Raw genomic sequence first — 22,978 nt, 5'->3', positions numbered from 1 at the left:
TAATGAATAAGATGAGATTGCTCGCCGGCGTGGATGAAGTAGGGCGTGGACCTTTGGCGGGGGCAGTAGTGACTGCGGCAGTTATTTTAAAAGAACCTATCGAAGGGCTTGCTGACTCTAAAAAATTAAGTGCTAAGAAGCGTAAATTGCTGTCACTGCAAATCCAGGAGCAAGCTTTGGCCTTTGCTTATGGCCGCGCCGAGGTTGACGAAATTGATTCTTTAAATATTCATCAAGCCACATTACTGGCCATGCAGAGGGCTGTTGAGGCATTGCCTATTCAACCTGATGAAGTCTTAGTTGATGGGGCACATGCTCCAATATTAAGCGTTCCCTGTCAGGCGATTATTCAAGGCGATGGCTTGATTCCCGAAATTAGTGCAGCGTCTATATTAGCGAAAGTCTTACGTGATGAAGAAATGGAGGCGCTGGATGCTATTTATCCTGGATATGGTTTTGCCGGCCATAAAGGATATCCTACTGTTGCTCATAGAGAGGCTTTGGCCCGATTAGGGCCTTGCGTGATTCATCGCAGAAGTTATGCTCCAGTGGCGGCTTTACTCTAAGTTTTATTAAGGGTTCCCTCGGTTTGTCAACACAGTTTGTCGTTCTCAAGATAAGCGTAAATGTTGGTTTGTCTTATCGATATTTAATTCATTCGAATGTACTGGTGGTTTATCTGGGGTAAATAGAGAGAGAGGCACCACTGAAGACCTCTCGCTAAATCTTTGTTTTATAGCTGATTCAAGTTCGGTAAGCCCCAGCAGGTTAGTGAGTTCGAGTACTCGTTCTGGGGATGCTGTTACGGGGCAATTTATATCACTAATAAGCTTCCTTATTATGGGAGGTGCAACACAATGCTCGGCTAAGCATTCATGCCCTGCCAAGAGTGTCATGAGCAGATCTAACTGAATGTTCAATTCTTGTTTGGCAATCAATTGAGGGGTGCTGAGTAATTCCGTAAAGCGATCAATCCCGGTTCCTTGTTTTTTCGCGTGATAGTGTGGACACACTTGTGTTCGTAACTCTGCTAAATAGAGACTATGAGCAACAGGATTAGATGGGGCGTGCAGGAGTGAGCCATCAGCATTCCTGGCCATTGTCCATACAGCGCCCATGACTCGTGAGCTGAGTTTAACATCTGGGCAGCCTATGCGAATTAATGGATGAATATCAGCGTCTACAGGTAGCTCAAAGCCACGAATAGGGGGATAGAACGTGTTATCGACGATGCAATATACTTCTTTTCCGGTGATGCCAAAAAAGACTTTTGAACCTGAGTGTATGGGCTTGGTGTAAGGATACTCTATTTGCTTACCATCCTCAGCTAAAAAGCGGATGTTTCCGGTAGCGGCATCAAGAGCAATCGAAGTTGCTGTTGCTCCTGGGATAGTATTTTCTCCATTTAATGTTTTATTCGAAGTTAGCCCAATAAGTAGTGAATTGGACTCCCCGGCATCGACCACCCCTACTTCGAACATGCCTTGCGTACCCGTCTTTTTATCTTGTACCCTGCAGATTCGTTGTGCGGTGCTGAGTGTTGTTGGGATAAATTTTTGCTTTAATTTTTTTAATTCATGAGCGCGTAAGCTATGGAAACTTGTTTTCGTCACATTACCTGTTTCTGCATTATGATGATATTGGATTAACCCATTTGCGGGTAAGGAAAAAATAAATTGCTCGATATCTTTAGGGGCTCCAGATGCCGCAGCATCGGGAATAAAGTGATGGGATGCTATGGGATTATGAGCTGAATTACATCCTATCAGGTGGAGAGGGCTAAGGGCCAACTTTCGTTGCTGTCGGCTAGACACTGCCAGTGGCTGATTTATGGATGCTTGCGCGGCATCAACGAGTTGCTGCATGGAGGGAGCGATAGGGTTTATCGGTGGCAAGGATTTCTGTTCATAAAACACGGTCTGCTGTGGCTTGGAAAAAGCAAGCGCTATAAAATGGCTGGTAGAGAGTGATTGGAAGGAGGCATTAGTTACTTGTTCGTGTGCACACCAGGCAAAGGACTTCATATAACTCAGACTGGTACAAAGTTGTTGTTGTTCATTGTCACTTAATGGGGCATGGGTTGATTTTTGAATTAAACGAGTAACATGTTGTCCTAATTTCTTTTCAATGAGTTGAGTCGTCATAGGAGATAGCAATTCATGAGAGCAAGGGAGACCAAAGTCTAATAAAAGTTGAAGGTCTATGTTGTTCCAGATCGTTAACAGTTTTGTATCAATATCATCTGGATTTGGTAGCGAATTAAGGGAGGGGGTAATCCATTTACCAAAATCGGACATGATTAACATCATCAGGATGTATTGTTCACACTCTGTCGTAGTTATATAGGCCGAGTTCTCTTTGGACACGGTTGCATCAAATAGCATCTGTGCCATTTTTTTTACATTTCTCTCAAAAATAAGACGTACTTTGATTGTGGCAAATTGGAACGACATCCAAGTCGAAACTTTAATTGCTGGCACCAAAACAGCAAGTGCGAATGAACCATTATGACTAGACAGGTTACCACCCAGCTGATTTCCTATGCCTGCTGCTAATAAGCGTTGTTGTGTTTGATGTAGGGAATCCAAATTATCCTGCTGCGCTAGTTCTTGTAATAAAGCACTGATTAGATTCATTCGACTCATCCAGCGTTCGCTCTTTGATATTGAACTTGGAACAGTCAAATCAGACTTGTCACGGGGCATCAATAACTCAACGCTTTGGGCTAGATGCCTGGTCATCAGGAGCTTATCTTCCGCGTTGCTGTTCTGATATAAATTAAGTAAAGCTGGTGCAGATACGCTACTTAGTATTTCTGCATGATTACTGGCTGTTCCTGAAAGCAGGGCAAAGAATTCAGCGGTACTCCAGGTTTGATTTTCTGTAATGCGAATTTTATGCAGCGCACTAATTGTGGGGGATAGCTGTTGCATAGACCGCATACGACCCTCTGGAGTTACTTCTAGTTTACAGGTTGACTCCCATAGCTCAATAAAGGCGGCAATAAATGCTGGGTACTTTTGTTGGGCTGCGTTTATTTTTTCCACGGGCATGGGTTCGTTTAAATCCGTTGTTTGGGTGGCAAGGTGCAAAAAGAGTATTGCGAGCATGTGTCGGTGTATTTGATAACGCTCAAGACCTGGCTTTAGTTCGACATTCAGTAATAAAGCGGAAGGACATAATTGGAATTTGAAGGCCCTTTCAGTACCAATTTGTTCTGGATTGGTAATGAAAATAGTATCTAGCGACGGATAAAAAGTAAGGTCAGAAGATAACCAATCCATTTCCACGCTTATTTTGGTCATAAAATCGACTAGCTGCGTCATAGTTGGCTTGTATTGGGGGTCAAGGAGTAGGGTGCGTAAACTAACAGGTGGTTTCGTGTGATTAGTACCTTCAGGATATTTGAAATAAAGTATTATTTCGGCAGGTTGTTTAGCTTTGTTAACAATATAGCCTGTTGCTTGAAGGAATGATGGGGGCAGGGGAGTAATGGGCAACTTAAACGTTGTTGCACAAAAATAGTGAATTGCGTTGTTAGGTTTGATTATTAGCGACTCTTGTTCGGGACGGTGAGAATCCAATAATGTTACTTTTTGCTGCTTTTCAGGTGCAGAAACATAGTTCCATGGTAGAGGAATATGCAGTTCGCTTGCTCCGGGGAACAGTTTGGTTGTTGGTGCCGACATGTGTATGATGGCTGTGAGTTGGCTCTGGGAATTTAATTCGCTACGAGAGGTAATAAGCTCATTTAGGGTTTTATCTTCGGTGGTTCCTGCATTTAATAGTTTTGCTTCGCTAATCACTTTAGCTAGCTCCTTATTTTTAGACTGTAATATATCTAAAATAATTCTTCCTGTAGGAGTGCAAGAAAGCCAATATAAAGGAGGTGTATTAGCTCCTGTACGCGGCAAGCACAGGGCTTTTTTGGTGATTTCGGTGGCTAGTTGAGGGTTTTTTCCTAGTAAAAGGTATAGAATGTTTTGTCCTATTCCTGACGAGCTAAGCCAATATAATGGAGAGGCATTGGCATACATAACACCGCTTTCCGGACGTACCAAACACAGCATTTTGCCACTAATCCCTTTACTTAATTGAGGATTGATTTGCAGCCATTCGTACAGAAAGTCGATTTTACTTTCTGAGGCGGTCCATGAATAGAACAAAGAGCAATCTGCACCATTCAAACGGAGGGTTTGGTTTAGTGAGTCTTTAAAAAACTGAATTCCCACACCAGTTTGTGCAAGAAAATCAAGAAGAGGCGGTTGTTTATCCGGATTGGGAGAATTGATTAAACTACTCAAGGTCTTATTGTCACGTAAATAATCAAAAAGCATTTGTTGATGCTCATTCGAACTTAAAAGTCGGATGGCCAAACAATTATTGCTTGTGTTTGAGGAGTAAAACAAATAGCGCATGGCTTGCGGGTGGCGGAGTAGCTTTTCTAAATTGCTTTTTACATTAAGCTTAGCTTCCTCCGTAGCCTCTTCCGCAAAGGCGGCATTGAGCGATTTCACAATAGCGATAATTTCAAGTTGAGATAGTGAGGGGGGTATTTTAGGTGTAAGAGCCACAGGTGCGGCGGTTTTTTTTGCAGGGGTTGGTGTTTTGCTGCTCACTTTAAGTTGACTTGGTTGTGGAACGGAAGGAGCTGGAGCGCTTTTTTTCGTTTTGCTTGACTGATTTTTCTTAGCCTTAGGCTTTGACTCGTGTGGCTGTGGGCTGAGCTCGTTCACCGGGTTTAATTTTTGTTTAATTTGCGCTTCGGTAAAAAGTAGTTGATGTTGCATCAAATCAATGGCGAGTTGAGTCGCTCCTTCGGTCAAATAGTCATCAACTTTTTTTTCCCAAGCTTGAATCTGATTTTTTTTATCATCGATTAAATTCTTTTTTAGGGTAGCGTCTGTGGGCAATTCCCCAAAGCATAATTCGCCTTTAAGTCTAAAGTGTTCATTAGGCTCATAAATAAAGATGTTGCCTTGGGCACGTCCTAATGCAATTTGAATAGCATTAAGAGCAATCCATTGTTTCAGTGTTAAGCCATTAATCGACTTTTGAGCAAATAGCTCACGAATCGTGGCATTAAGGGAGATTGGCTTCCATAAAATAACGGTTTTAAAGGTCATTCCAATGACGGTAGAGGCCGAGAGAATTTGACGAGTGCCCATGTGTTCAATAATCTCTTGGCGTTCACGCTGGAGTTTCTCAGGGTCTTCGGGTAATTCAGCGATGACTACGGTTGAGGCATCTTGAGCCTGTTTTTTTAACTCACTAAAAGAGGCATTGGTTACCCAAGAGACGAGTCCTCCTGGAGCTTGGGCGGAGCGAATCGCGGAGTATGGGCGTTTTTGAGTATTATTATCCCAGTCGTGCTTGCGTTTCAGGATGGCATTAATCACTTCGACGACTTCTGGGGAATTACGCCAAGTTTGATCGAGCAGTCGTTCTATTTTGGTATAGCCTTTGTTATTGAGTTGTTGTTTGATAAAGGCATAGGTAAAGGGCGAGGTTAGGGATTGTTCAGGGTCAAAGCTGATGTAGAAGTGATGGGCTTGGGCTTGTCCCATGAAGTAGGCCAATGCTGAAGGTGGGAAGTTTTGTCCTTCATCGCAATAGGTTTTGGATTTAACCGCAGCGGGTGGAGGCAGGCTAGTCATTGGGTCATAAGCGTTGGTGGTGTGCGTGTGTTTTTGCCACGCTTTTAAAATCACGATGCATTGTTTTTGCTTTGCTTCATTGCCACTGTAGTACGTTTGTCGTGCTCCCTGTAAGGCCAAATAAGCAGCCTCCCCATAAGCCACAATCAAACTCAATTCAAAATGAACTTGCTCGGCGTCTTCATCAGGCGCTTGTTTTTGGAGCCAGAGTTTAAATTCGTTATGGGTTATTTTTTTCTGGCCTTGAAAGTGGGCGGCCAGCATGCGCTCCCAGGTGCTAAAAGTGACTTCAGGGACCTCACACTCTTTCCTTAAGGAATCCAACAAGAGTTCGGATTGCGACACAAATAAGCAGGCATTGGTATCAGTGCTGGAACTGGCTTGCTCGGGGTCTGCTTCAATAGCATCCAGGTGGTTGGACATAAAGGTTTCCAGAATTAAGGTTTTTCCAGCTCCTGCAGGGCCTAGAAACATCAGTGGGCTTACGCTAGGACTTAGGGCTTGTTGCTGGGCGTCGTCCAAGAAGGCAAGATGTGGACCTTCTTGTGGGGTTAAAACAGGGTGTTCCTCGATGAAATCGATGAAGCGTATATCTACTACCTCAGCCTGCACCATCAGACTTCCTACACTGGTAATTCCAGTAGTTTTTAACCAGCGTTCCACTTGATTGTAGTTGTGGGGCGTTTCACCCAAAATGAATAGGCAGCGTTGGCCTTGAGCATTGGGAAGGTAGGTAAAAATAAGCCTCTGTCCATGTTGCACGCGATCAATCCGTGCGCTGCCTATGCGCTGGCCTGCATAGTGAGCGCTTGCTAGCCACTCAATGTGAGAATGAGCACCTGAAATGATCTGGTTTAGTGTTTCTTGGTATTTGGTGTTGAGCAGGGTGTCTTTGTTGATTCGTTTCGCGTGAAAGAGGATTTGGACTTGAGGCATGAGTTATTTATTAATAATAAACGAGCTGCTATATTACCATTTCCACGCCACATTGATCAACAATTGGTCTTTTGGTTGCGTGAAATAGGGCTGGAGTTGCCGTAGGGGCTGGGGCAACTTCAGCTTACAGGAGATGAATGCACTTAGCGTAAACAATTAAATAAAATCTTATGTGAACTAATCGACATTAACACCCCAAAGCCCGCCAAAAACGTTACCATAGCCGTCCCACCATAACTCACTAAAGGCAAAGGAATGCCTACCACCGGAATAATTCCCATAACCATACCTATATTCACAAAGCCGGACATAAAAAATGACATGGCAAGGCTTGCTGCGAGCAGCCGCGTATAGGTCGTTTGTGCATTAGAGGCGATATTAAGGCTTCTTAATGAAATTAAAACAATTAAGGCAATAATGGCAAATCCTCCGGCAAAGCCAAATTCTTCACCACTTACCGCAAAAATAAAATCTGTGGCATGCTCAGGTAGGAAATTTAGATGTGATTGGCTTCCTTGTAACCAGCCTTTTCCAACGAGGCCTCCAGAGCCAATAGCAATCTTGGATTGAATAATATGATATCCCGAACCGAGTGGGTCTTGTTCTGGATCGAGCAGGGTATAAACGCGCTGTTTTTGATAATCATGCATCACATGCCAAACGGCTGGGATTGCCGCACCAATTAAGAGGATCAGCATTAAAATTACTTTGAAGCGAATACCGGCGAGGAATATAACGCAGAAGCCTGCCGCAGCCACCATAATTGCAGTACCTAAATCCGGTTGTTTCGCAATCAGCAAGGCAGGGATGCCGATAATAATACCCGCAACTGAAATTGCCTTTAAACTACTAGGATGGGTTTGGCGATCAAAATACCAAGCGGCCATCATCGGTACGGCTAATTTCATAATTTCAGACGGCTGAAAACGAAATAATCCTAATTCCAACCATCGTTGAGCCCCTTTACCAATTTTACCCATCAGCATTACAGCAATCAGTAAGCCTAGGCCCATGCCGTAAATCCATGGAGTCCAGATTTTGTATTTATGAGGTGGGATAAAACCTAACACGATCATAATTAGGGTAGCAAAAACCAAACGCATAGACTGGCGTAAGATCATGCTCATATTTGCATTTGAGGCGCTGTATAAAATTAAAAGACCTAGGCTAATCAAAAGCAGTAAAAGACCTAACAAGGGAAGGTCTAAATGGAGCGATTTTGTAGTAAACCGATAAACTGGTTTATGGTGTCTTCTGTTCATTAGTTTTTTTCATCGGATTAAGTGCGTAATAAGTATCCAGTATCTTGCGTGCTACCATGGATGCCGTAAAGTCATTTTCTACCACTACCGCTACGGCAATCTCCGGTTTATCTACTGGAGTAAACGCGATAAAGAGTGAATTATCGCGTAAGGCTTCAGGAATATCTTCATATTTGGCTTTTTCATATTGTCTGCCACTAAAGACTTGCGCTGTACCTGTTTTACCTGCTACGGGATAAGGCGGGTTTCGCCCGAATCGATAGCCAGTGCCTTCATTACTGGTAAGTACGCTATGCATCGCTTCTTTAACAATATCCCAATTGGCTTCATCTTTAAGGTAAATAGGATATTCTTCAACCAGCTTATAGGGTTTTACTTGACCGGTATCACTGTTTACTGTTTTGGTTAGCAGGTGGGGACGGAAACGCTGTCCATGCTGGCTTAAGGATGCAGTAGCATTGGCTATTTGCAATGGTGTGGCAAGCATAAAGCCTTGGCCAATAGAGGTAATTAATGTATCACCAGGATACCAGGTTACCCCTTTCGTTTGTTTTTTCCAGCGCAGGCTTGGTACAATACCGGATGCCTCTTCATAAAGATCAATATGGCTTAAATGGCCTAAGCCAAATTTAACCAGCATGTCTTCAATGTTTGAGATCCCCATTTTATTACCCAACTGATAATAAAAGGTATCGCAGGAAACGGTGATGGAGCGTTTAAAATTAATCATTCCATGGCCACCTTTTTTCCAATCTCTATAAATATGGCTGGAGTTAGGAAGCTTATATTTCCCTGGGTCGTAAATGGTACTTGAGGTGGTAATGAAGCCTTTATCCAGTCCAGCTAAGCCCACAAAAGGCTTAATGGTTGAGGCTGGGGGATAGACACCACGTACGGCTCGATTAAATAAGGGTCTTTGTAACGTATTCGATAGGATTTTGTAATCTTTAGAGCTAACTCCACCAACAAAAATATTAGGATCAAAGCTGGGTGAGCTAACCATAGCTAAAACTTCGCCATTTTTAGAATTAATGACTACAGCAGCTCCACGTTTACCTTGAAGCGCTTCATAAGCTGCTTTTTGCAAGCGGATGTCGATGCTTAGATAAAGTTTGGCGCCGGAGTGAGGATTCATCTTGTCAAGTACTCGCAAGGTGCGTCCACTCACATCGGTTTCTACCATCTGATAGCCTACCGTTCCATGCAAGATATCTTCGTAGTATTTCTCAACCCCTGCTTTTCCAATAAAGTTGGTTGCACGATAATTGGTTGGGTCAACAGTTTTTAACTCTTGGATATTAATACGTCCTACGTAACCTAAAACATGGGCGGTTATCTCACCCAGTGGGTAATGACGCATTAAGCGTGCTTTAATGCTGACACCAGGAAAGTGATATTGATTAATTGCAAATAGAGCTACTTCTTCCTGAGTTAATTTTAATTTAATCGGAATTGGCATAAATGAGCGGTTTTGTTTGCGTGTTCGATTAAAGCTGATTTCATCGTCCTCACTAATTGAGGGAAGTAATTCGCGCAGCTGTTTTACGGTTTTTTGGATGTCTTTAACATGTTCCGGGATTATTTCAAGAACATAAACGGGGACATTCTCTGCCAATAATATGCCATTTCTATCAAGAATTACTCCCCGTGGAGGAGCAATCGGAGTAATGGTCATCTGATTTTTTAAGGATAGAGTTTGGTATTTTCTAAATTCGGAGATTTGCAGGTAAGCAAGCCGTAACACCAGAATTAAAGATAAAATAATAATAAATGCGACCAGCAAATTAAGTCTAAAACGTTGATTCTGTGATTCTGATTGATAATTATTAAATGATTGATTCAGACGCATCGCATACAGTCAGCTAACGGGGGTTCAAAAGGGTGCATAGTATATTAAAATCAGGGTTTTTGCCATTGCGGCCGTTAAATAACCGGGTTTATTTATGATAAGGGTGATTATTCATAATCGACCAAGCCCTGTACAATGTTTCTAACAAAATGATCCGTACTAAAGGGTGGGGCAAGGTGAGTTTTGATAAAGACCAGCGTTCATTGCATAATTTAAGCATTTCTTGGGAGAGGCCCTCAGGACCGCCAATTAGAAAACATAAATGGCTGGATGTTTGCTGCAACTGAGTAATTTTTTGGGCTAATTCTTCACTACTAAACGATTTGCCTTCAATTTCTAAAGCAATAATTCGTGCGCCGCTAGGAAGTGCTTCTTTCATTAACGCGGATTCTTTTTCCATGATGCGTGTTAGATCAGAGGACTTACTACGGCGAATCAGCGGAATTTCAATGACTTTTAACTGAATACCGTCATTAAATCTTTTGGCATAGTCGTTACTCCCTTGAGTAACCCAATCCGACATTTTATTGCCTAAAGTAATAACGGTAATTTTTAACATGGCAATTACTTGGGTTGTTCTTCCCAAAGTCCTTCAAGATTATAAAATTGTCTACTTTCAGGTTGCATGACGTGGACAATAAAGTCGCCAAAATCAATAAGAACCCAGTCACCGGTCTCAAGTCCGGTGCAATGTAATGTAGGTAAACCAGCTAATTTCATATCTTCCATAACTTTTTGACCAATTGCTTTCACGTGGCGTGAAGCACGGCCCGAAGCAATAAGCATGTAATCGGTGATGGTAGTTTGTTTACTTACATTAATTACTTTTATATCGGAAGCCTGAATATCTTCAAGCGCATGTAATAGTTTTGCTAGCATTGGGTTTTGATCAGACATAAGAAAAGGTATCTTCTAAAAAACCCCGGATAATAACAGCATTTTTTTAATATAAAAAGGGCTGTGTTTAAATACCGGAGATTAACTTTATTCAGGAGCTCATTGCGAAGGAGCCCCATTACCTGTGGAAGCTGTCTTTTTGCTTACTCTAAAATTCCAGAGTAACCTCGGGAGCACTCGCTTTGGACTCCATATTAAGATTACAGATTTCTTCCTCCAGCATTTCATAATACGAGAATAGTTTAGGATTATGCTGCAGAAGTTTGCTAACAACTTCATTGTTTAGACGCTCTAATAATAGAATTTTTGCATCATTTTGGCTTAGAGCGTTAATTTCATCATGTAAATCGTAGAGCTTAGAATAGGGAAACCTTTGATTCCTCAATTTATAATCAGCGAATTCATGGGATAAATTATCAATACGATTCGTCAAAAAAGTAAATTGAGCTTTAACTGCTTTATAAAACATATTTAATGTTTCCTAGATTAATGAGGAGGCTTATTTATAGAACCAATAATAATCGTTAAAACTTAAGGGAATCTTAATAATGTTAATTTGGTATTATTTTCTTTGGAATAGTAATCGTTTATTTTTGATTTAAATTTGCTGCTATACAAAAGGGGACGAAGCAACACCTGGCTGCTTCGTTACGTCATTCCTTTATCAAAGAATATGAATGGGTTCTACATTAATCAGAAAGATTTACACGCGTTAATAAAAATTTAATTACCGCGAATAAAACCAGACACCCAAGAGCTGCAATAAACAAGATCCCCAGTTGTTGGGTAAATGCCGCGGCATACAAGGATTTAAGTACGGCTATATTAGTTTCGCCGGTAGGAATTGACGTTAAAGAGGCGAGTTTTCCAGAAAGAAACCCACCAATTCCTAGTGAAACAAAGAAAATACCCATCATCGTACTTACTTTGTTTTTATCAGCCAGCAAGGTAATTGCAGACAGGCCTACAGGTGAAAGCAATAATTCAGCTAATGAAAACAATAAATAAGCTGGGATAATCAATAATGGGAACAATAATGCCGTACGTTCGGTAAAATTAGTGACCAAAGCAATGATTGCATAGGCTGCGGTAGTAATAAAAATGGCGAATAAGAATTTTCTGCCAATGCTTAAACCGCGTTCTATTAAGTTAAGCTGCGGATTTCTTTTTGCTAAAAAATAACCAATTAAGAGCATACCAATACTTTGAATGGTCACATAGTAGGGTGCAGGGAATTGAATACCGCAAAAAGTTGGCTCTACCACCCGTGAGATGAATAGAGTCAAGGACATAAACATTTGAAAATAGAAGGACCAAAATACAACTGAAATAATACACAGTAAACCAATCACCAGTGTTTGTCGTGATTGATTGGCATTTTCACCGCTCACGGCATAACTGATGTAACCAGCGGAGAATAAAACCACTAATCCAAATACAAGATTGGCTAATTTAGGTGAATTTAAAATATAAAATGATAAGGCCCAAAGAAACACAATTAATAGAAAGGCTATCGCAATTTTTTTAAATTGAAATACAAAAGGATTATAGTCTTTGATTTTGTATTTCTTAATTCCGAAAGAGAACACTAAAAATGCAATGATCATACCTATTGCTGCACTGGTAAACGAAGCAGTCCAACCAAAATGTTCATTAAGGATGCTTGGCAGTGTAGTACCTAAAATGATACCGGAGGTGATACCCATATAAAAAATGGTAAAACCACTTTCACGACGTGCAGATCCTTGTAAATACTCATTACCAAGCAAAGAAGAGATGTTTGGTTTTAATAAACCGGTACCCACAGCAATCCCCGCGAGTGAGGCAGTGAGTACGCTTACACTATCTACTGAAGAAAGAAGACAATAACTGATAAAAAGGACAATTGCGCCTAAGAGTACCGCTCTTTTTTGACCGATTAATTTATCAGCAATCCATCCTCCAACCACTGGAGAAAGGTAGGTAAGGGCGGTAAATGAACCAACCAGCGCATAAATTTGTTTGTCGGGCCATTTAAAATGTAAGGCTAAATAGAGGGCTAAAAGTGATTGTACGACATAAAAACCATAACGTTCCCACATCTCAGTAGCAAAGTATATCCCTAGAGACTTAGGGTGTTTTTCAACATGATTCTGCACTTTTTATATTCACAATTAATTAAGATTGTACTGAGTATATCATAGCATCATATAGGTGCCTATATTGCTAGCTCTCCAGAGCTATGACTACTTCCCCATTTTTCGACGTTCTACTGCACGTCAATACGAAACAAATATTAGAGCGTTTTTCCGTGTCGCGTCAATGCTATCCCTCAATATACAGTCCTATTGCGCTTAAAGCTCTCTAGTGTATGATTCATTTAATTTTTTAGCTATGGAGCAAGCTTTATGGAGGCGAATAAGTCTAAGCGGGTAATTAAAGCAAATCACGGTACAGAAAAGCAGGCCAAGAATTGGTTAGCAGAAGCAGCATTACGTATGCTTCATAATAATCTGGATCCTGACGTTGCTGAAAATCCCGACTCATTAATTGTTTATGGCGGTTTGGGAAAGGCTGCACGCAACTGGGAATGCTTTGAAAAAATTGAAGAAGTATTAAAATCATTAGAAGCAAATCAGACTCTACTAGTCCAATCGGGCAAGCCGGTAGGAGTCTTTACCACTCATGAAGATGCACCGCGCGTATTAATTGCGAATTCAAACCTTGTTCCTCGTTGGGCAACTTGGGACCATTTCAATGAGCTCGATAAAAAGGGCTTGATGATGTATGGCCAAATGACGGCGGGAAGTTGGATTTACATCGGTTCACAAGGGATTGTTCAAGGCACTTATGAAACTTTTGTGTCGGCTGCCAGTAAACATTACCAGGGTGATCTTTCGGGGCGCTGGATACTTACCGCAGGATTAGGTGGTATGGGTGGGGCACAACCCTTGGCCGGGATAATGGCTGGTGCCAGTGTGTTAGCAGTAGAGTGTGATTTATCGCGCATTGAAAAGCGTTTGAAAACTCGTTATTTAGATCGCTACACCACCGATTTAGATGAAGCTTTAGCTTGGATTAATGAATCTTGTGAACAGAAAAAGCCTTTATCTGTGGCTGTGTTAGGTAATGCTGCGGAGGTTTTTCCAGACTTGGTTGCAAGGGGTGCGACTCCTTCCTTAGTCACTGATCAAACCAGTGCTCACGATCCACTTAATGGATATTTGCCTGCGGGTTGGACTTTAGAGTACGCAGAAAAAATTCGGGGCACGGCTCCAGAAGAAGTGGTTCAGGCTGCTAAAAAATCAATGGCAGCCCAAGTTCATGCCATGCTTGAGTTTCATAAGCGCGGTATTCCCGTTTTTGATTACGGGAATAACATTCGCCAAATGGCTCTGGAAGCGGGTGAACAACATGCATTTGATTTTGAAGGCTTTGTGCCGGCATATATTCGTCCACTGTTTTGTGAAGGCATAGGGCCATTCCGCTGGGTTGCTTTATCTGGTGATCCGGAAGATATTTATGCAACAGATGAGATGGTTAAAAAGCTAATTCCTGATAATAAACACTTACACCGCTGGTTGGATATGGCTAAAGAGAAAATTGCCTTTCAAGGATTGCCTGCGCGTATTTGCTGGGTCGGCTTAAAAGATAGGGCGCGCTTGGCTTTAGCCTTTAATGATATGGTGAAGAGTGGGGCGGTAAAGGCGCCGATTGTTATCGGTCGCGATCATTTGGATTCGGGTTCGGTTGCGAGTCCTAATCGTGAAACTGAAGGTATGATGGATGGCAGTGATGCGGTGTCTGATTGGCCTTTATTAAATGCTTTACTGAATTGTGCTGGAGGAGCTACTTGGGTAAGTCTCCACCATGGCGGTGGTGTTGGTATGGGATTTTCACAGCATGCAGGGGTCGTTATTGTTGCTGATGGAACCGAAAAAGCCGCTCAACGTTTAGCTCGGGTATTGCATAACGACCCAGCTACTGGTGTGATGCGCCATGCTGATGCCGGTTATGAGATTGCAAAAACCTGTGCCAAAGAAAATGGGCTATGGTTGCCCATGGTGGAATAGGACGTAGGCTACCTGATTACTTCCCTCTTCGTCATTGCGATGAATGTAATGATGAAACAACCACGGAGTACTTGGCGCAGAACCCTGGGTTGCTTCACTTTATACGCAATGACGGGCACCCAATCAACATGTTATTAAGTTGTAAAAAGGAGTTAGTTTTATGTCTGAGCATTTTATTCTCGAACCGGGACAATTAACCTTACACTCAATCAAGCAAATTTTGAGTAATAAATTCCCCTGTTCTCTTGCAAACCATGCTTTTGCAGCAATTGATCTCTCTCACCAAACTGTGAAGAAGGTAATTCAAGACAAAAAAACCGTTTATGGTATCAACACCGGCTTTGGTTCCTTAGCAAACCAAACAATCCCCAGCGAAAACTTAAAACAATTGCAGCGCAATATCGTGCTTTCCCATGCCTGTGGTACTGGAGAGTTATTGGACGATGACATCGTCGCCTTAATTATGCTGCTTAAAATTAATAACCTGGCGCAAGGTTACTCAGGCGTACGCCTGGAGTTAATCGAGGCATTACTTGCCCTGTTTAATCATCAAGTATATCCCTGCATTCCAGCCAAAGGTTCAGTAGGTGCATCAGGTGATTTAGCACCATTAGCACATATGTCCTTACCTTTACTTGGTGTTGGTGATGTACGATATCAAGGCAAAATAATTAGTGCCCTAGACGGGCTTAAAATCGCAGGGCTGGAACCATTGGAGTTGGAAGCTAAAGAAGGTTTGGCTTTGCTTAATGGTTTGCAGGTTTCTACCGCTATTGCCATAAAAGCACTCTTTGTCACTGAGAATTTATTTGAAGTAGCTGTGATTAGCGGTGCCTTATCGGTTGATGCGGCACAGGGCAGTGATGTACCGTTTGACGATCGTATTCATCTGGTGCGTGGTCACCAAACCCAACGTGAGGTTGCTGCACTATATCGAGAGTTATTAGCTGGAAGCCAAATTCGCGAATCGCATCGTAATTGCTCCCGAGTTCAAGACCCTTATTCATTACGCTGTCAACCACAAGTTATGGGCGCTGTCTTGCATCAAATTAGTTTTGTGCGAGATACCTTACAAGTTGAAGCCAATGCCATTTCGGATAATCCTTTGGTGTTTAGTGAGCAAGGCGATATACTTTCAGGTGGTAATTTCCACGGGGAAATTGTTGCCATGGCTGCAGATAATCTTGCTTTAGCAGTGGCTGAAATTGGAGCGATTTCGGAGCGGCGAATTGCCTTACTAATTGATAGGAATTTCAGTGGCTTACCTGCTTTCCTAATCAAAGAAAGCGGCTTAAATTCAGGCTTTATGATTGCTCACGTTACCGCTGCATCCTGTGCGAGTGACAACAAGGCTTTAGCACATCCTCATTCAGTAGATAGCTTACCTACGTCAGCCAATCAGGAAGATCATGTATCCATGGCAACGAGTGCTGCGCGACGTTTGCATGAAATGAATGATAATACCGTGACTATTTTAGCCATCGAAATGTTAGCTGCCTGTCAGGGAATTGAGTTTCATAAACCGTTAAAAACTTCACCCTTGTTGGAGGATGTGTATAATACGGTACGAGCAGAGGTTGCTCCTTACGACTCTGACCGTTATTTTGCACCAGATATTGAGGCGGTTAAAGCAATGATTTTGCGCGAGGAGTTTTCTCGGGCTGAAATGTAAACAACGAGGTTTGAGTGAGTATAGAAATTTATACAGATGGCGCGTGTAAAGGGAATCCCGGCCCAGGAGGCTGGGGCGTTTTGCTTCGCTATAAAGGGACAGAAAAAACCTTACATGGCGGAGAGGCACATACGACCAATAATCGTATGGAGCTTATGGCGGCGATAAAAGGTTTGGAGGCTCTTACGCGCCCTTGTGAAGTTGATTTGTATACTGACTCCCAATACTTAAGACAAGGTATGATGAGTTGGTTGCACGGCTGGAAAAAAAATGGCTGGCGCAACTCAAAAAAAGAGCCCGTGAAGAATGCAGATCTTTGGACTCTTTTAGATGAATTGGCATCACGCCATAAAATAACGTGGCATTGGGTTAAAGGACACTCAGGCCATACAGAAAATGAAATGGTTGATGCACTAGCCAACCAAGGTATTGAAGAACTAAGTGAGTAAGTGATGCGACAGGTTGTATTAGATACAGAAACCACCGGAATTGGACATGAGCAAGGCCATCGTGTCATTGAAATTGGCTGTGTGGAATTATTTGATAGGAAATTAACGGGGAAACATTTCCATGTTTACCTTAACCCTGAACGCTTGGTTGACGAAGGGGCGTTCCGGGTGCATGGAATCAGCGATGATTTTTTGAAAGATAAACCTTTATTTTCTGATGTTGTTTCTGACTTTTTACAATTTGTCGGTGGTTCGGAATTAATCATCCATAACGCAGCGTTCGATATGGGCTTCCTGAATTCTGAATTAAGGCATGTGCAATGGAAAAAAACCCTTGATGAATATTGCGATGTATTCGATACCTTGACTTATGCACGGGATAAATTTCCTGGACAACGTAATAGTTTGGATGCTTTATGCAAGCGTTTTGGTATTGACCATTTTAATCGTGAATTCCACGGCGCGTTACTTGATGCCGAGATTTTGGCTTTTGTTTACCTGGCATTAACCGGTGGGCAGAGTAGTTTGTTTGCTGAGGCTGAAGAGACTACCAATAAAAACGAAACCCAAGTGGAAGAATTAGCTACACTTCGTTTAGCAAATCCTATTGTGGTACCGGCTTTAGCGGATGAAATAGAGTCACATCAAAGTTTTATTGAATTTTTGAGTAAAAAGTCAGGAATTAATCATTGGGAGGAGGCGTAGGATATTTAAGGGCCGCGCCTTAATGCGTTTTTATTCTATTTCTCCGTTATCTACGTTTCGCGGAATCAAGAAATCCCACTGTGTGCACTGCTCCCCTAGATCCCACGGACAAGTCATGGGACATAGAGGAGAAGTGGAGGCTTTGCTCAAAGCAGCGCCATTAGACTCCGGGTTACCTACAGCGAGTCCTTTTAGTGGTACGTGCTGATTGTTAACTCGTTGTCATCCTCATCCGTAACCGTAGAAGATGTGATGTCCACAGGGACCGAGAATGTACCTGCGCGAAGCATCGTCTGTGCTTTTGAATGAGTGCTGGGGCGACGATAATCAAGGACCATTGCCTGAGGGGGGCTGTGTTCTACTTCCACACCATGAACCTGCACCTCAGCCGCAATTGGCTTTAATTGGAACAAAGGCCCGGGTTTAGCAAAACTTATCATTCGATTGCGTGAGGGATCACCATTACGAACCAGAGGAACATCTGGACCATCAACAGCATAGCCAAGACCATGTTCCTGCAGTTTCTGCTTCCAATGGTCCATAGAGTGGAATTTACGTGTTTCCTTCATTTCTTCTTCCAGAGATACACCTGTAACGACATTAAAGATTGTATGAGCCATATGAGCCATGCTCATGGTTTCCTCATCAGTAACATCATGATCTACGAGTAAGAAGCGACCATCAGGACGCAGAACACGTTTTACTTCTTCTAAGAACGTCTCTAACTCATCATCTTCAAAATGATGTAGACCCACATAACAGGTAATTACATCCGCAGTGTTCTCATTAAGATTCGCTAAATTAGGTTTGCTGTAATCTAATTGCTCGAAGCGGTCGTAAGGACGTGGAAAACCTGTTTGGATGTAATCCGTAATTGATTGTTGTTCATACACAGCAACAATTTCGCCGGTAATTTTGTAATGTTGTTTGAATCCATTAACAAAACGGCCTGGATAACCAATTTCCACAAGGCCATCAATGGTTTTCATTTCCTGTGGCAATAGATTATGCGCTTGTTCACCCAAATCGGTTTTGATTGCCGACAAGGAATCAAGAATACGACTTAAATCGCCTAGGACACCTGGTGCGATTTCCGGTAAACGTCGCGATAATTCTTGATAAATTTCTTCATGACTGTCGTTGTATTTCAAAATGTCTTCCAACAGTATAAAGAACTTATCACTGTCTATGCGATGCAATACATTCTTCAAGAAGCCAGCAAATTTCGCCTTAGTTTCCTCATTAGCCATAATCGCTTTAAAATGATTCTTCGTTTCTGGTTTTGGCATCATAAAGCGCTGGTAGAAACCACTGACGAATAAATGATTGGGGTCTACGGCCTCTTTTGCACGTAGTGCTTCATCTACGTGAGGATATGCTGTGTGAAAATCTTCTGGATTTGAAATGTGTTGATAAGGTAGGTAATACGTCCCCCCTTTTTCAACGGCAAGATGCTGGGCCTGACGTATCCATTTACGTGCTTTGATGATTGCTTTCTCTTCTAAGGATTGGTTAAAGCAAAGTACTACTGCAAATCGGTCGCCATCGTATGCATAGGACATAGGTGATTTATTATTTTGCTTAACAAAACGTACCGAAGCATTCAGCAAGGCCACTTCGTTTTCTTGCAATAATGCACCTAATTCTTTAAGAAAACCGGCTAAGTTTTCTTCGGGTAAGAAAAATTCTTGCAGCCATTCTGTCTCACTTTTTGAAGCATTAAACATGGCATTAATAGGGGGTTGCATAATTTTATTCACACTCATTGCCTCACTATCGTTAGCTAGTAGGCGAGTGCGCTCCATGCCCCAATATTTTTGTCGAGCCCATGGAGAATGGCGAGCCATGTTAATCATGATGCGATCAAATCGAGTACCGTGCGCTGCTTCGGGACGTAAATTGTCTTTAACAGGTTCCCGGTTATCTTCTTTCACATAACTTACTGAAACGCCTGAACCCAATAAATTATTAGGATCGAGCGATAGGCGATATAAGTGCATGCGTGTAGTTGGATCAGTCATTACGTTGGCACGAAAATGCTCAACGTATTGCGCAGGCTCAATGGCAACACCTTTTTCTTTTAATAATTGATTATCAGTAAGATCAATAGTGGCCGATACAATAATACCATACAGGCCTAAACCTCCAGTAATCAGATGGAATTTTTCATCTTCCGGAGTAAGCGTTTCCAATTCACCTTGTGCATTGATAATCTTAATTTTCTTTACTACTGTAGACAACATGCCATTGTGAATGTCCCAGCCATGGATATTGGTGCCTAGAGAGCCACCTACTGAAAATACATCGGAGGCCTGCATGACTTTTAAAGCCAACGCAAATTTGTTAGCTTCTTGTTTTATATCAGACCAGACTGCCCCAGCCCCTACAATAGCCTGTTTTTCCTCGGAACGAATTTCTACTGTATTTAATTTACTTAAATCAACAACAATGAGCTCTTCATCGCCTTCGGGAAGAAATTGCTTGCCCTGACTGAAACCAGCACCCATAGGCATTATCTTTTTGCCATCTCTGGCTGCAGCGATAACGAGATCTTGTAAATCTTTAATTGTTTCGGGTGATTCAATGACTGCATTACGTGCATGGTGATAATCGCCACCAGCACTTACTCCGGTTTCCGTTTGATTCGCATCTGGAACAAAATACAAACTAACCAATTTGGGACTAATTAATGCAAAGGGCGAGGCGAGTAGGGCGTAAAGATTTTTACTAAAATTACTCGCATAAATTTTCATTTGTTCCAAGCGTGCTTCTTGTGTTTCCTCGGTGGTGAAGAAGGCTCGGAATGAATAAAAGGTGGCGGTAATCCCGCTCACAACCATATCTATTAATGATAAAGGGATAAAACCAAAGGCGAAAATTACGCGTGTTTGGACAAACTGAAAAGCTTTTCCAAGAAAGCTGGTTGCTTTGTCACGATATATTCTATCAATCATCCCCGCCGGAATTTCATTAAAAAATCCCAGTCTAGGTAATTTTTTCATCATATTACTTAATACAGACATGCTAAATATCCTTTAAAAATTGTGGATAAAACTTACTTCGACGTCGTCTTGTTTTTCTAAACGCGCAAGAGTTTTATGTAGATTTCTAACGGGAACATCAAAGAGGCAAATTTTCCGGTTGCTATGAATATGATCGCCATAACCATAGAGTGCATCTGCATTTTTTGTTTGATTTAAGCGTTCCTCTTTCGCTAAAAGCTTATCTGCACTATCTGTATCAATAGTACATTTTACTTGTATGCGTCTTTCACCGGCAATTTCACGTAAATAAATGTTTTGTTCTCCCAGAGCCTTTACCGCCGGTTGAAAGGCCGCATAGCGTGGAGTTGTAAGGCGGGCATAAACCGAAGTATAGGTATGTCCGTCTTTGGTTTTGGGGCTGTCTTTAGCATAAATATGAGCATCAACGAGAGAAACTTTATGCGCTTGCTCTACTTGGGCTAATTGTTGTTGGAATAAGCGTTTTGCTTCTTCAGGATTATCGATGTCTTGAGCATCGAATTTGACTAAAATATCTGTGGATGGTGCTACTTCATTATTCTCTTGGTGATACCAGTAACTTAGCGGTTTGGAAATCCATTTTCTCGCCCATAATTCACAAGAAACTACAGTCCAGGAGAACCAATCCACCCAGGTTTTATTTTCACATTGACGGTATTTTTCAGCTAAATCCGCTCGCATTTCGCTGTACTTGTGATCATAGAAGGGGACTGTTTGTAAGTTAGCGGCATATTCTTCAAAAGTCGCTGCTAGATGTTGTTGCATTTCCGTCGCATTGTCTTTCTTTAAAAAGGGATAAAGAAAGAGGGATATAATTCCTTTAGGGAGTAATTCCATCGTCGTAAATGTTGCAATAAACAGGTCCATGATCATGTATTCAGAGAATAATATTGAACTGGCGCTGTTGTATTTGCGCGCAGAAGAATAGGAGTTGAATACAACCCTCCATAGATCAAAAATTTGCCGGAAATAGGGAAATTGGAACATGGATTTATTGTCGCGAAGTAGTCTGCCATATTCCTCAGCCATTTCTACATTGCGCCATTCCGGACCAGTCATAAATGTTTGGTATTGTTCTCGCCGGTATCCTGCTTTATCTGTTAACTGAATGCGAGCACTAAGCTGGTTAAGATACTTGCCCATAAAAAATCCTTAAAACCGTTAAACTAATATCATTTAAATGAGCATCGATTATATCAAGTGATTCTTAAGTGAGTATTATGAGATTTTAATAAAAAGAAAGCCTGAATAGGGGTACCTATTCAGGCTGAAAAAAGAACTATTTTATGAGGTATTTCATGGCAAAATCTTTACCGATACATTCACCTAAAGTTTTCCCCCAAGTAGATGCGTCTGTATTGCTGACTTTTGCTGGGATTGAGGCATAAAGTTGATTGTGACACTTGTCCACACTTTCAGGAATTACACTAACGCATTGATCATAAGTCATTTTGATTGTTTCAAGGCGTTGCTTCAAGTCTGGATCATTTATAAATCCTTTACAGATTAGAGTTGGTAACATCGGTTCAATAGCCTTTAGCCATGCATCTTTAGTCATTTCAGAGGTAACATCAGGAGATGTTTCTGTTGCTGCAGGTATTGTTGGAGCTGGAGCAGCGGGGGCTTCAGCAGGAGCTACTGGCGTGGCAGGGGCTGTTGTTGTAGTGGTACTGGGCGTCGTATCCGCACAAGCAATACTGCTTCCCAATAAAATAGAGACTGCTATAAGTGTTTGTTTTTGCATAGTCTATTATCCTTAATCTGTTTCCCTCAATTAATATAGTAGAACAAATAATCGCATTTTGCCGCTAAATAATTTCTTTTGTATTTTATTTGAACTAAACTAGAGGTTAAGGTAATTATTTATCCTTACTCTGACGTTGTGGCGCAGTGATAAGATTTAGTTACGTACTGAGATGGAAATAAAAAGGAACGATTATGGAAAAACAATCTGCTCTATTAGCCCCTCGCTTTTTACCCCTGGCTTTAGTTGTATTATTTATGTTTCCTGTAGGTTCGGCCTACTCGGCAGGAAATACCTTCATTTTTAATCCTAATACCTTAAGCTGGAAGGCAATCAATGAACATGGTCAGGTAGTTCGCACTGGAAGAGGTTCTGCGGGTAGAAAATATTGTCCAGATATTCGTCGTAGTTGTAAAACGCCAAGTGGTGTATTTCGTATCTCGAGTAAAGGCGGACCAGGGTGCAGTTCCAGTCGTTACCCTCTCGGGGGAGGCGGAGCGCCAATGCCGTATTGTATGTTCTTTAGCAAAAATTATGCGATCCACGGCTCTTATGAAGTACCCAATTATAATGCGAGCCATGGCTGCGTTCGTGTACCACCAAGCGATGCAAAATGGTTGAGTCATAATTTTATGAAAATCGGAACGAAAGTAGTGATTAAGCCTTACTAAAAGGTTTAATTAAGACGGGGTGTTTGCAATTAACTCTTCTATACATCGCTGACTTTACATT

16 protein-coding genes are annotated in these 22,978 nt (G+C 41.8%); 6 read left to right on the top strand and 10 right to left on the bottom strand.

Translation table 11 applies throughout. The features are described 5' to 3' along the window. Nucleotides 1–2 precede the first annotated feature (2 nt). Nucleotides 3–566 (top strand): ribonuclease HII, encoded by a 564-nt coding sequence (gene rnhB, locus ACD661_RS04495; protein ID WP_400186640.1) that lies wholly within the window; start codon nt 3–5, stop codon nt 564–566. A gap of 45 nt (nt 567–611) precedes the next feature. On the opposite strand, the gene ACD661_RS04490 is transcribed toward rnhB, so the two are convergent. The 7 genes from ACD661_RS04490 to ACD661_RS04460 all read right to left on the bottom strand — a co-directional run bounded on the left by ACD661_RS04490 (nt 612) and on the right by ACD661_RS04460 (nt 12,739). Next, a complete protein-coding gene (locus tag ACD661_RS04490) occupies nt 612–6,593 on the bottom strand; it encodes a hypothetical protein (RefSeq protein ID WP_400186638.1) in 5,982 nt (1,993 codons plus the stop codon). Nucleotides 6,594–6,736: 143 nt separating this feature from the next. Further along, on the bottom strand, nt 6,737–7,855 hold the full coding sequence (gene rodA / locus ACD661_RS04485) for a rod shape-determining protein RodA (RefSeq protein WP_400186637.1): 1,119 nt from the start codon (nt 7,853–7,855) through the stop codon (nt 6,737–6,739). Further along, entirely contained in the window at nt 7,836–9,704 is a 1,869-nt protein-coding gene (mrdA, locus tag ACD661_RS04480; protein ID WP_400186635.1) for a penicillin-binding protein 2, read from the bottom strand. The genes rodA and mrdA overlap by 20 nt, the downstream gene beginning before the upstream one ends. An 88-nt stretch (nt 9,705–9,792) precedes the next feature. Then, nucleotides 9,793–10,263 (bottom strand): 23S rRNA (pseudouridine(1915)-N(3))-methyltransferase RlmH, encoded by a 471-nt coding sequence (gene rlmH / locus ACD661_RS04475; RefSeq protein WP_400186633.1) that lies wholly within the window; start codon nt 10,261–10,263, stop codon nt 9,793–9,795. A 5-nt stretch (nt 10,264–10,268) separates the two neighbouring features. Further along, nucleotides 10,269–10,601 (bottom strand): ribosome silencing factor, encoded by a 333-nt coding sequence (gene rsfS / locus ACD661_RS04470; protein ID WP_400186631.1) that lies wholly within the window; start codon nt 10,599–10,601, stop codon nt 10,269–10,271. A gap of 148 nt (nt 10,602–10,749) precedes the next feature. Then, on the bottom strand, nt 10,750–11,070 hold the full coding sequence (locus ACD661_RS04465; RefSeq protein ID WP_400186630.1) for a hypothetical protein: 321 nt from the start codon (nt 11,068–11,070) through the stop codon (nt 10,750–10,752). Nucleotides 11,071–11,290: 220 nt separating this feature from the next. Then, nucleotides 11,291–12,739, bottom strand: a complete 1,449-nt coding sequence (locus ACD661_RS04460; protein ID WP_400186628.1) for a peptide MFS transporter — start codon at nt 12,737–12,739, stop codon at nt 11,291–11,293. Nucleotides 12,740–12,988: 249 nt separating this feature from the next. Between ACD661_RS04460 and hutU the strand changes: the two genes are divergently transcribed. The 4 genes from hutU (at nt 12,989) to dnaQ (ending at nt 17,479) form a co-directional block, all read left to right on the top strand. Continuing rightward, nucleotides 12,989–14,653, top strand: coding sequence for a urocanate hydratase (hutU, locus tag ACD661_RS04455; protein ID WP_400186626.1), 1,665 nt, complete (start codon nt 12,989–12,991; stop codon nt 14,651–14,653). A 160-nt stretch (nt 14,654–14,813) separates the two neighbouring features. Further along, on the top strand, nt 14,814–16,325 hold the full coding sequence (gene hutH, locus ACD661_RS04450) for a histidine ammonia-lyase (protein WP_400186624.1): 1,512 nt from the start codon (nt 14,814–14,816) through the stop codon (nt 16,323–16,325). Between the two features lie 14 nt (nt 16,326–16,339). Then, complete coding sequence (gene rnhA, locus ACD661_RS04445) at nt 16,340–16,774, top strand: ribonuclease HI (protein WP_400186622.1); 435 nt, start codon at nt 16,340–16,342, stop codon at nt 16,772–16,774. Nucleotides 16,775–16,777: 3 nt separating this feature from the next. Continuing rightward, nucleotides 16,778–17,479 carry a DNA polymerase III subunit epsilon gene (dnaQ, locus tag ACD661_RS04440; RefSeq protein WP_400186621.1) on the top strand — a complete coding sequence of 234 codons (702 nt, stop codon included), beginning with the start codon at nt 16,778–16,780 and terminating at the stop codon, nt 17,477–17,479. 191 nt (nt 17,480–17,670) lie between these two features. Here dnaQ and ACD661_RS04435 read toward each other — a convergent pair whose 3' ends face one another. The 3 genes from ACD661_RS04435 to ACD661_RS04425 form a co-directional block, all read right to left on the bottom strand. Then, entirely contained in the window at nt 17,671–20,502 is a 2,832-nt protein-coding gene (locus tag ACD661_RS04435) for an FAD-binding protein (protein ID WP_400186619.1), read from the bottom strand. Between the two features lie 12 nt (nt 20,503–20,514). Further along, entirely contained in the window at nt 20,515–21,645 is a 1,131-nt protein-coding gene (locus ACD661_RS04430; RefSeq protein ID WP_400186618.1) for a hypothetical protein, read from the bottom strand. A 136-nt stretch (nt 21,646–21,781) separates the two neighbouring features. Next, a complete protein-coding gene (locus ACD661_RS04425) occupies nt 21,782–22,246 on the bottom strand; it encodes a hypothetical protein (protein ID WP_400186617.1) in 465 nt (154 codons plus the stop codon). Nucleotides 22,247–22,503: 257 nt separating this feature from the next. On the opposite strand from ACD661_RS04425, the gene ACD661_RS04420 reads away from it, so the two are divergent. Further along, nucleotides 22,504–22,917 carry a L,D-transpeptidase gene (locus ACD661_RS04420; protein WP_400187225.1) on the top strand — a complete coding sequence of 138 codons (414 nt, stop codon included), beginning with the start codon at nt 22,504–22,506 and terminating at the stop codon, nt 22,915–22,917. Nucleotides 22,918–22,978: the final 61 nt, after the last annotated feature.

Origin of the sequence: Legionella lytica (genome assembly GCF_044626755.1) — a bacterium.
Taxonomy (GTDB): Bacteria; Pseudomonadota; Gammaproteobacteria; order Legionellales; family Legionellaceae; genus Legionella; species Legionella lytica_A.
This window is presented reverse-complemented; position numbering and strand designations above follow the sequence as displayed.

Excerpts from the sequence above, each read along its gene's own strand:
- rnhB (WP_400186640.1), top strand. The coding sequence starts at position 3 with ATGAATAAGATGAGATTGCTCGCCGGCGTGGATGAAGTAGGGCGTGGA.
- ACD661_RS04490 (WP_400186638.1), bottom strand. The coding sequence starts at position 6,593 with ATGCCTCAAGTCCAAATCCTCTTTCACGCGAAACGAATCAACAAAGAC.
- rodA (WP_400186637.1), bottom strand. The coding sequence starts at position 7,855 with ATGAACAGAAGACACCATAAACCAGTTTATCGGTTTACTACAAAATCG.
- mrdA (WP_400186635.1), bottom strand. The coding sequence starts at position 9,704 with ATGCGTCTGAATCAATCATTTAATAATTATCAATCAGAATCACAGAAT.
- rlmH (WP_400186633.1), bottom strand. The coding sequence starts at position 10,263 with ATGTTAAAAATTACCGTTATTACTTTAGGCAATAAAATGTCGGATTGG.
- rsfS (WP_400186631.1), bottom strand. The coding sequence starts at position 10,601 with ATGTCTGATCAAAACCCAATGCTAGCAAAACTATTACATGCGCTTGAA.
- ACD661_RS04465 (WP_400186630.1), bottom strand. The coding sequence starts at position 11,070 with ATGTTTTATAAAGCAGTTAAAGCTCAATTTACTTTTTTGACGAATCGT.
- hutU (WP_400186626.1), top strand. The coding sequence starts at position 12,989 with ATGGAGGCGAATAAGTCTAAGCGGGTAATTAAAGCAAATCACGGTACA.
- hutH (WP_400186624.1), top strand. The coding sequence starts at position 14,814 with ATGTCTGAGCATTTTATTCTCGAACCGGGACAATTAACCTTACACTCA.
- dnaQ (WP_400186621.1), top strand. The coding sequence starts at position 16,778 with ATGCGACAGGTTGTATTAGATACAGAAACCACCGGAATTGGACATGAG.
- ACD661_RS04435 (WP_400186619.1), bottom strand. The coding sequence starts at position 20,502 with ATGTCTGTATTAAGTAATATGATGAAAAAATTACCTAGACTGGGATTT.
- ACD661_RS04430 (WP_400186618.1), bottom strand. The coding sequence starts at position 21,645 with ATGGGCAAGTATCTTAACCAGCTTAGTGCTCGCATTCAGTTAACAGAT.
- ACD661_RS04425 (WP_400186617.1), bottom strand. The coding sequence starts at position 22,246 with ATGCAAAAACAAACACTTATAGCAGTCTCTATTTTATTGGGAAGCAGT.
- ACD661_RS04420 (WP_400187225.1), top strand. The coding sequence starts at position 22,504 with ATGTTTCCTGTAGGTTCGGCCTACTCGGCAGGAAATACCTTCATTTTT.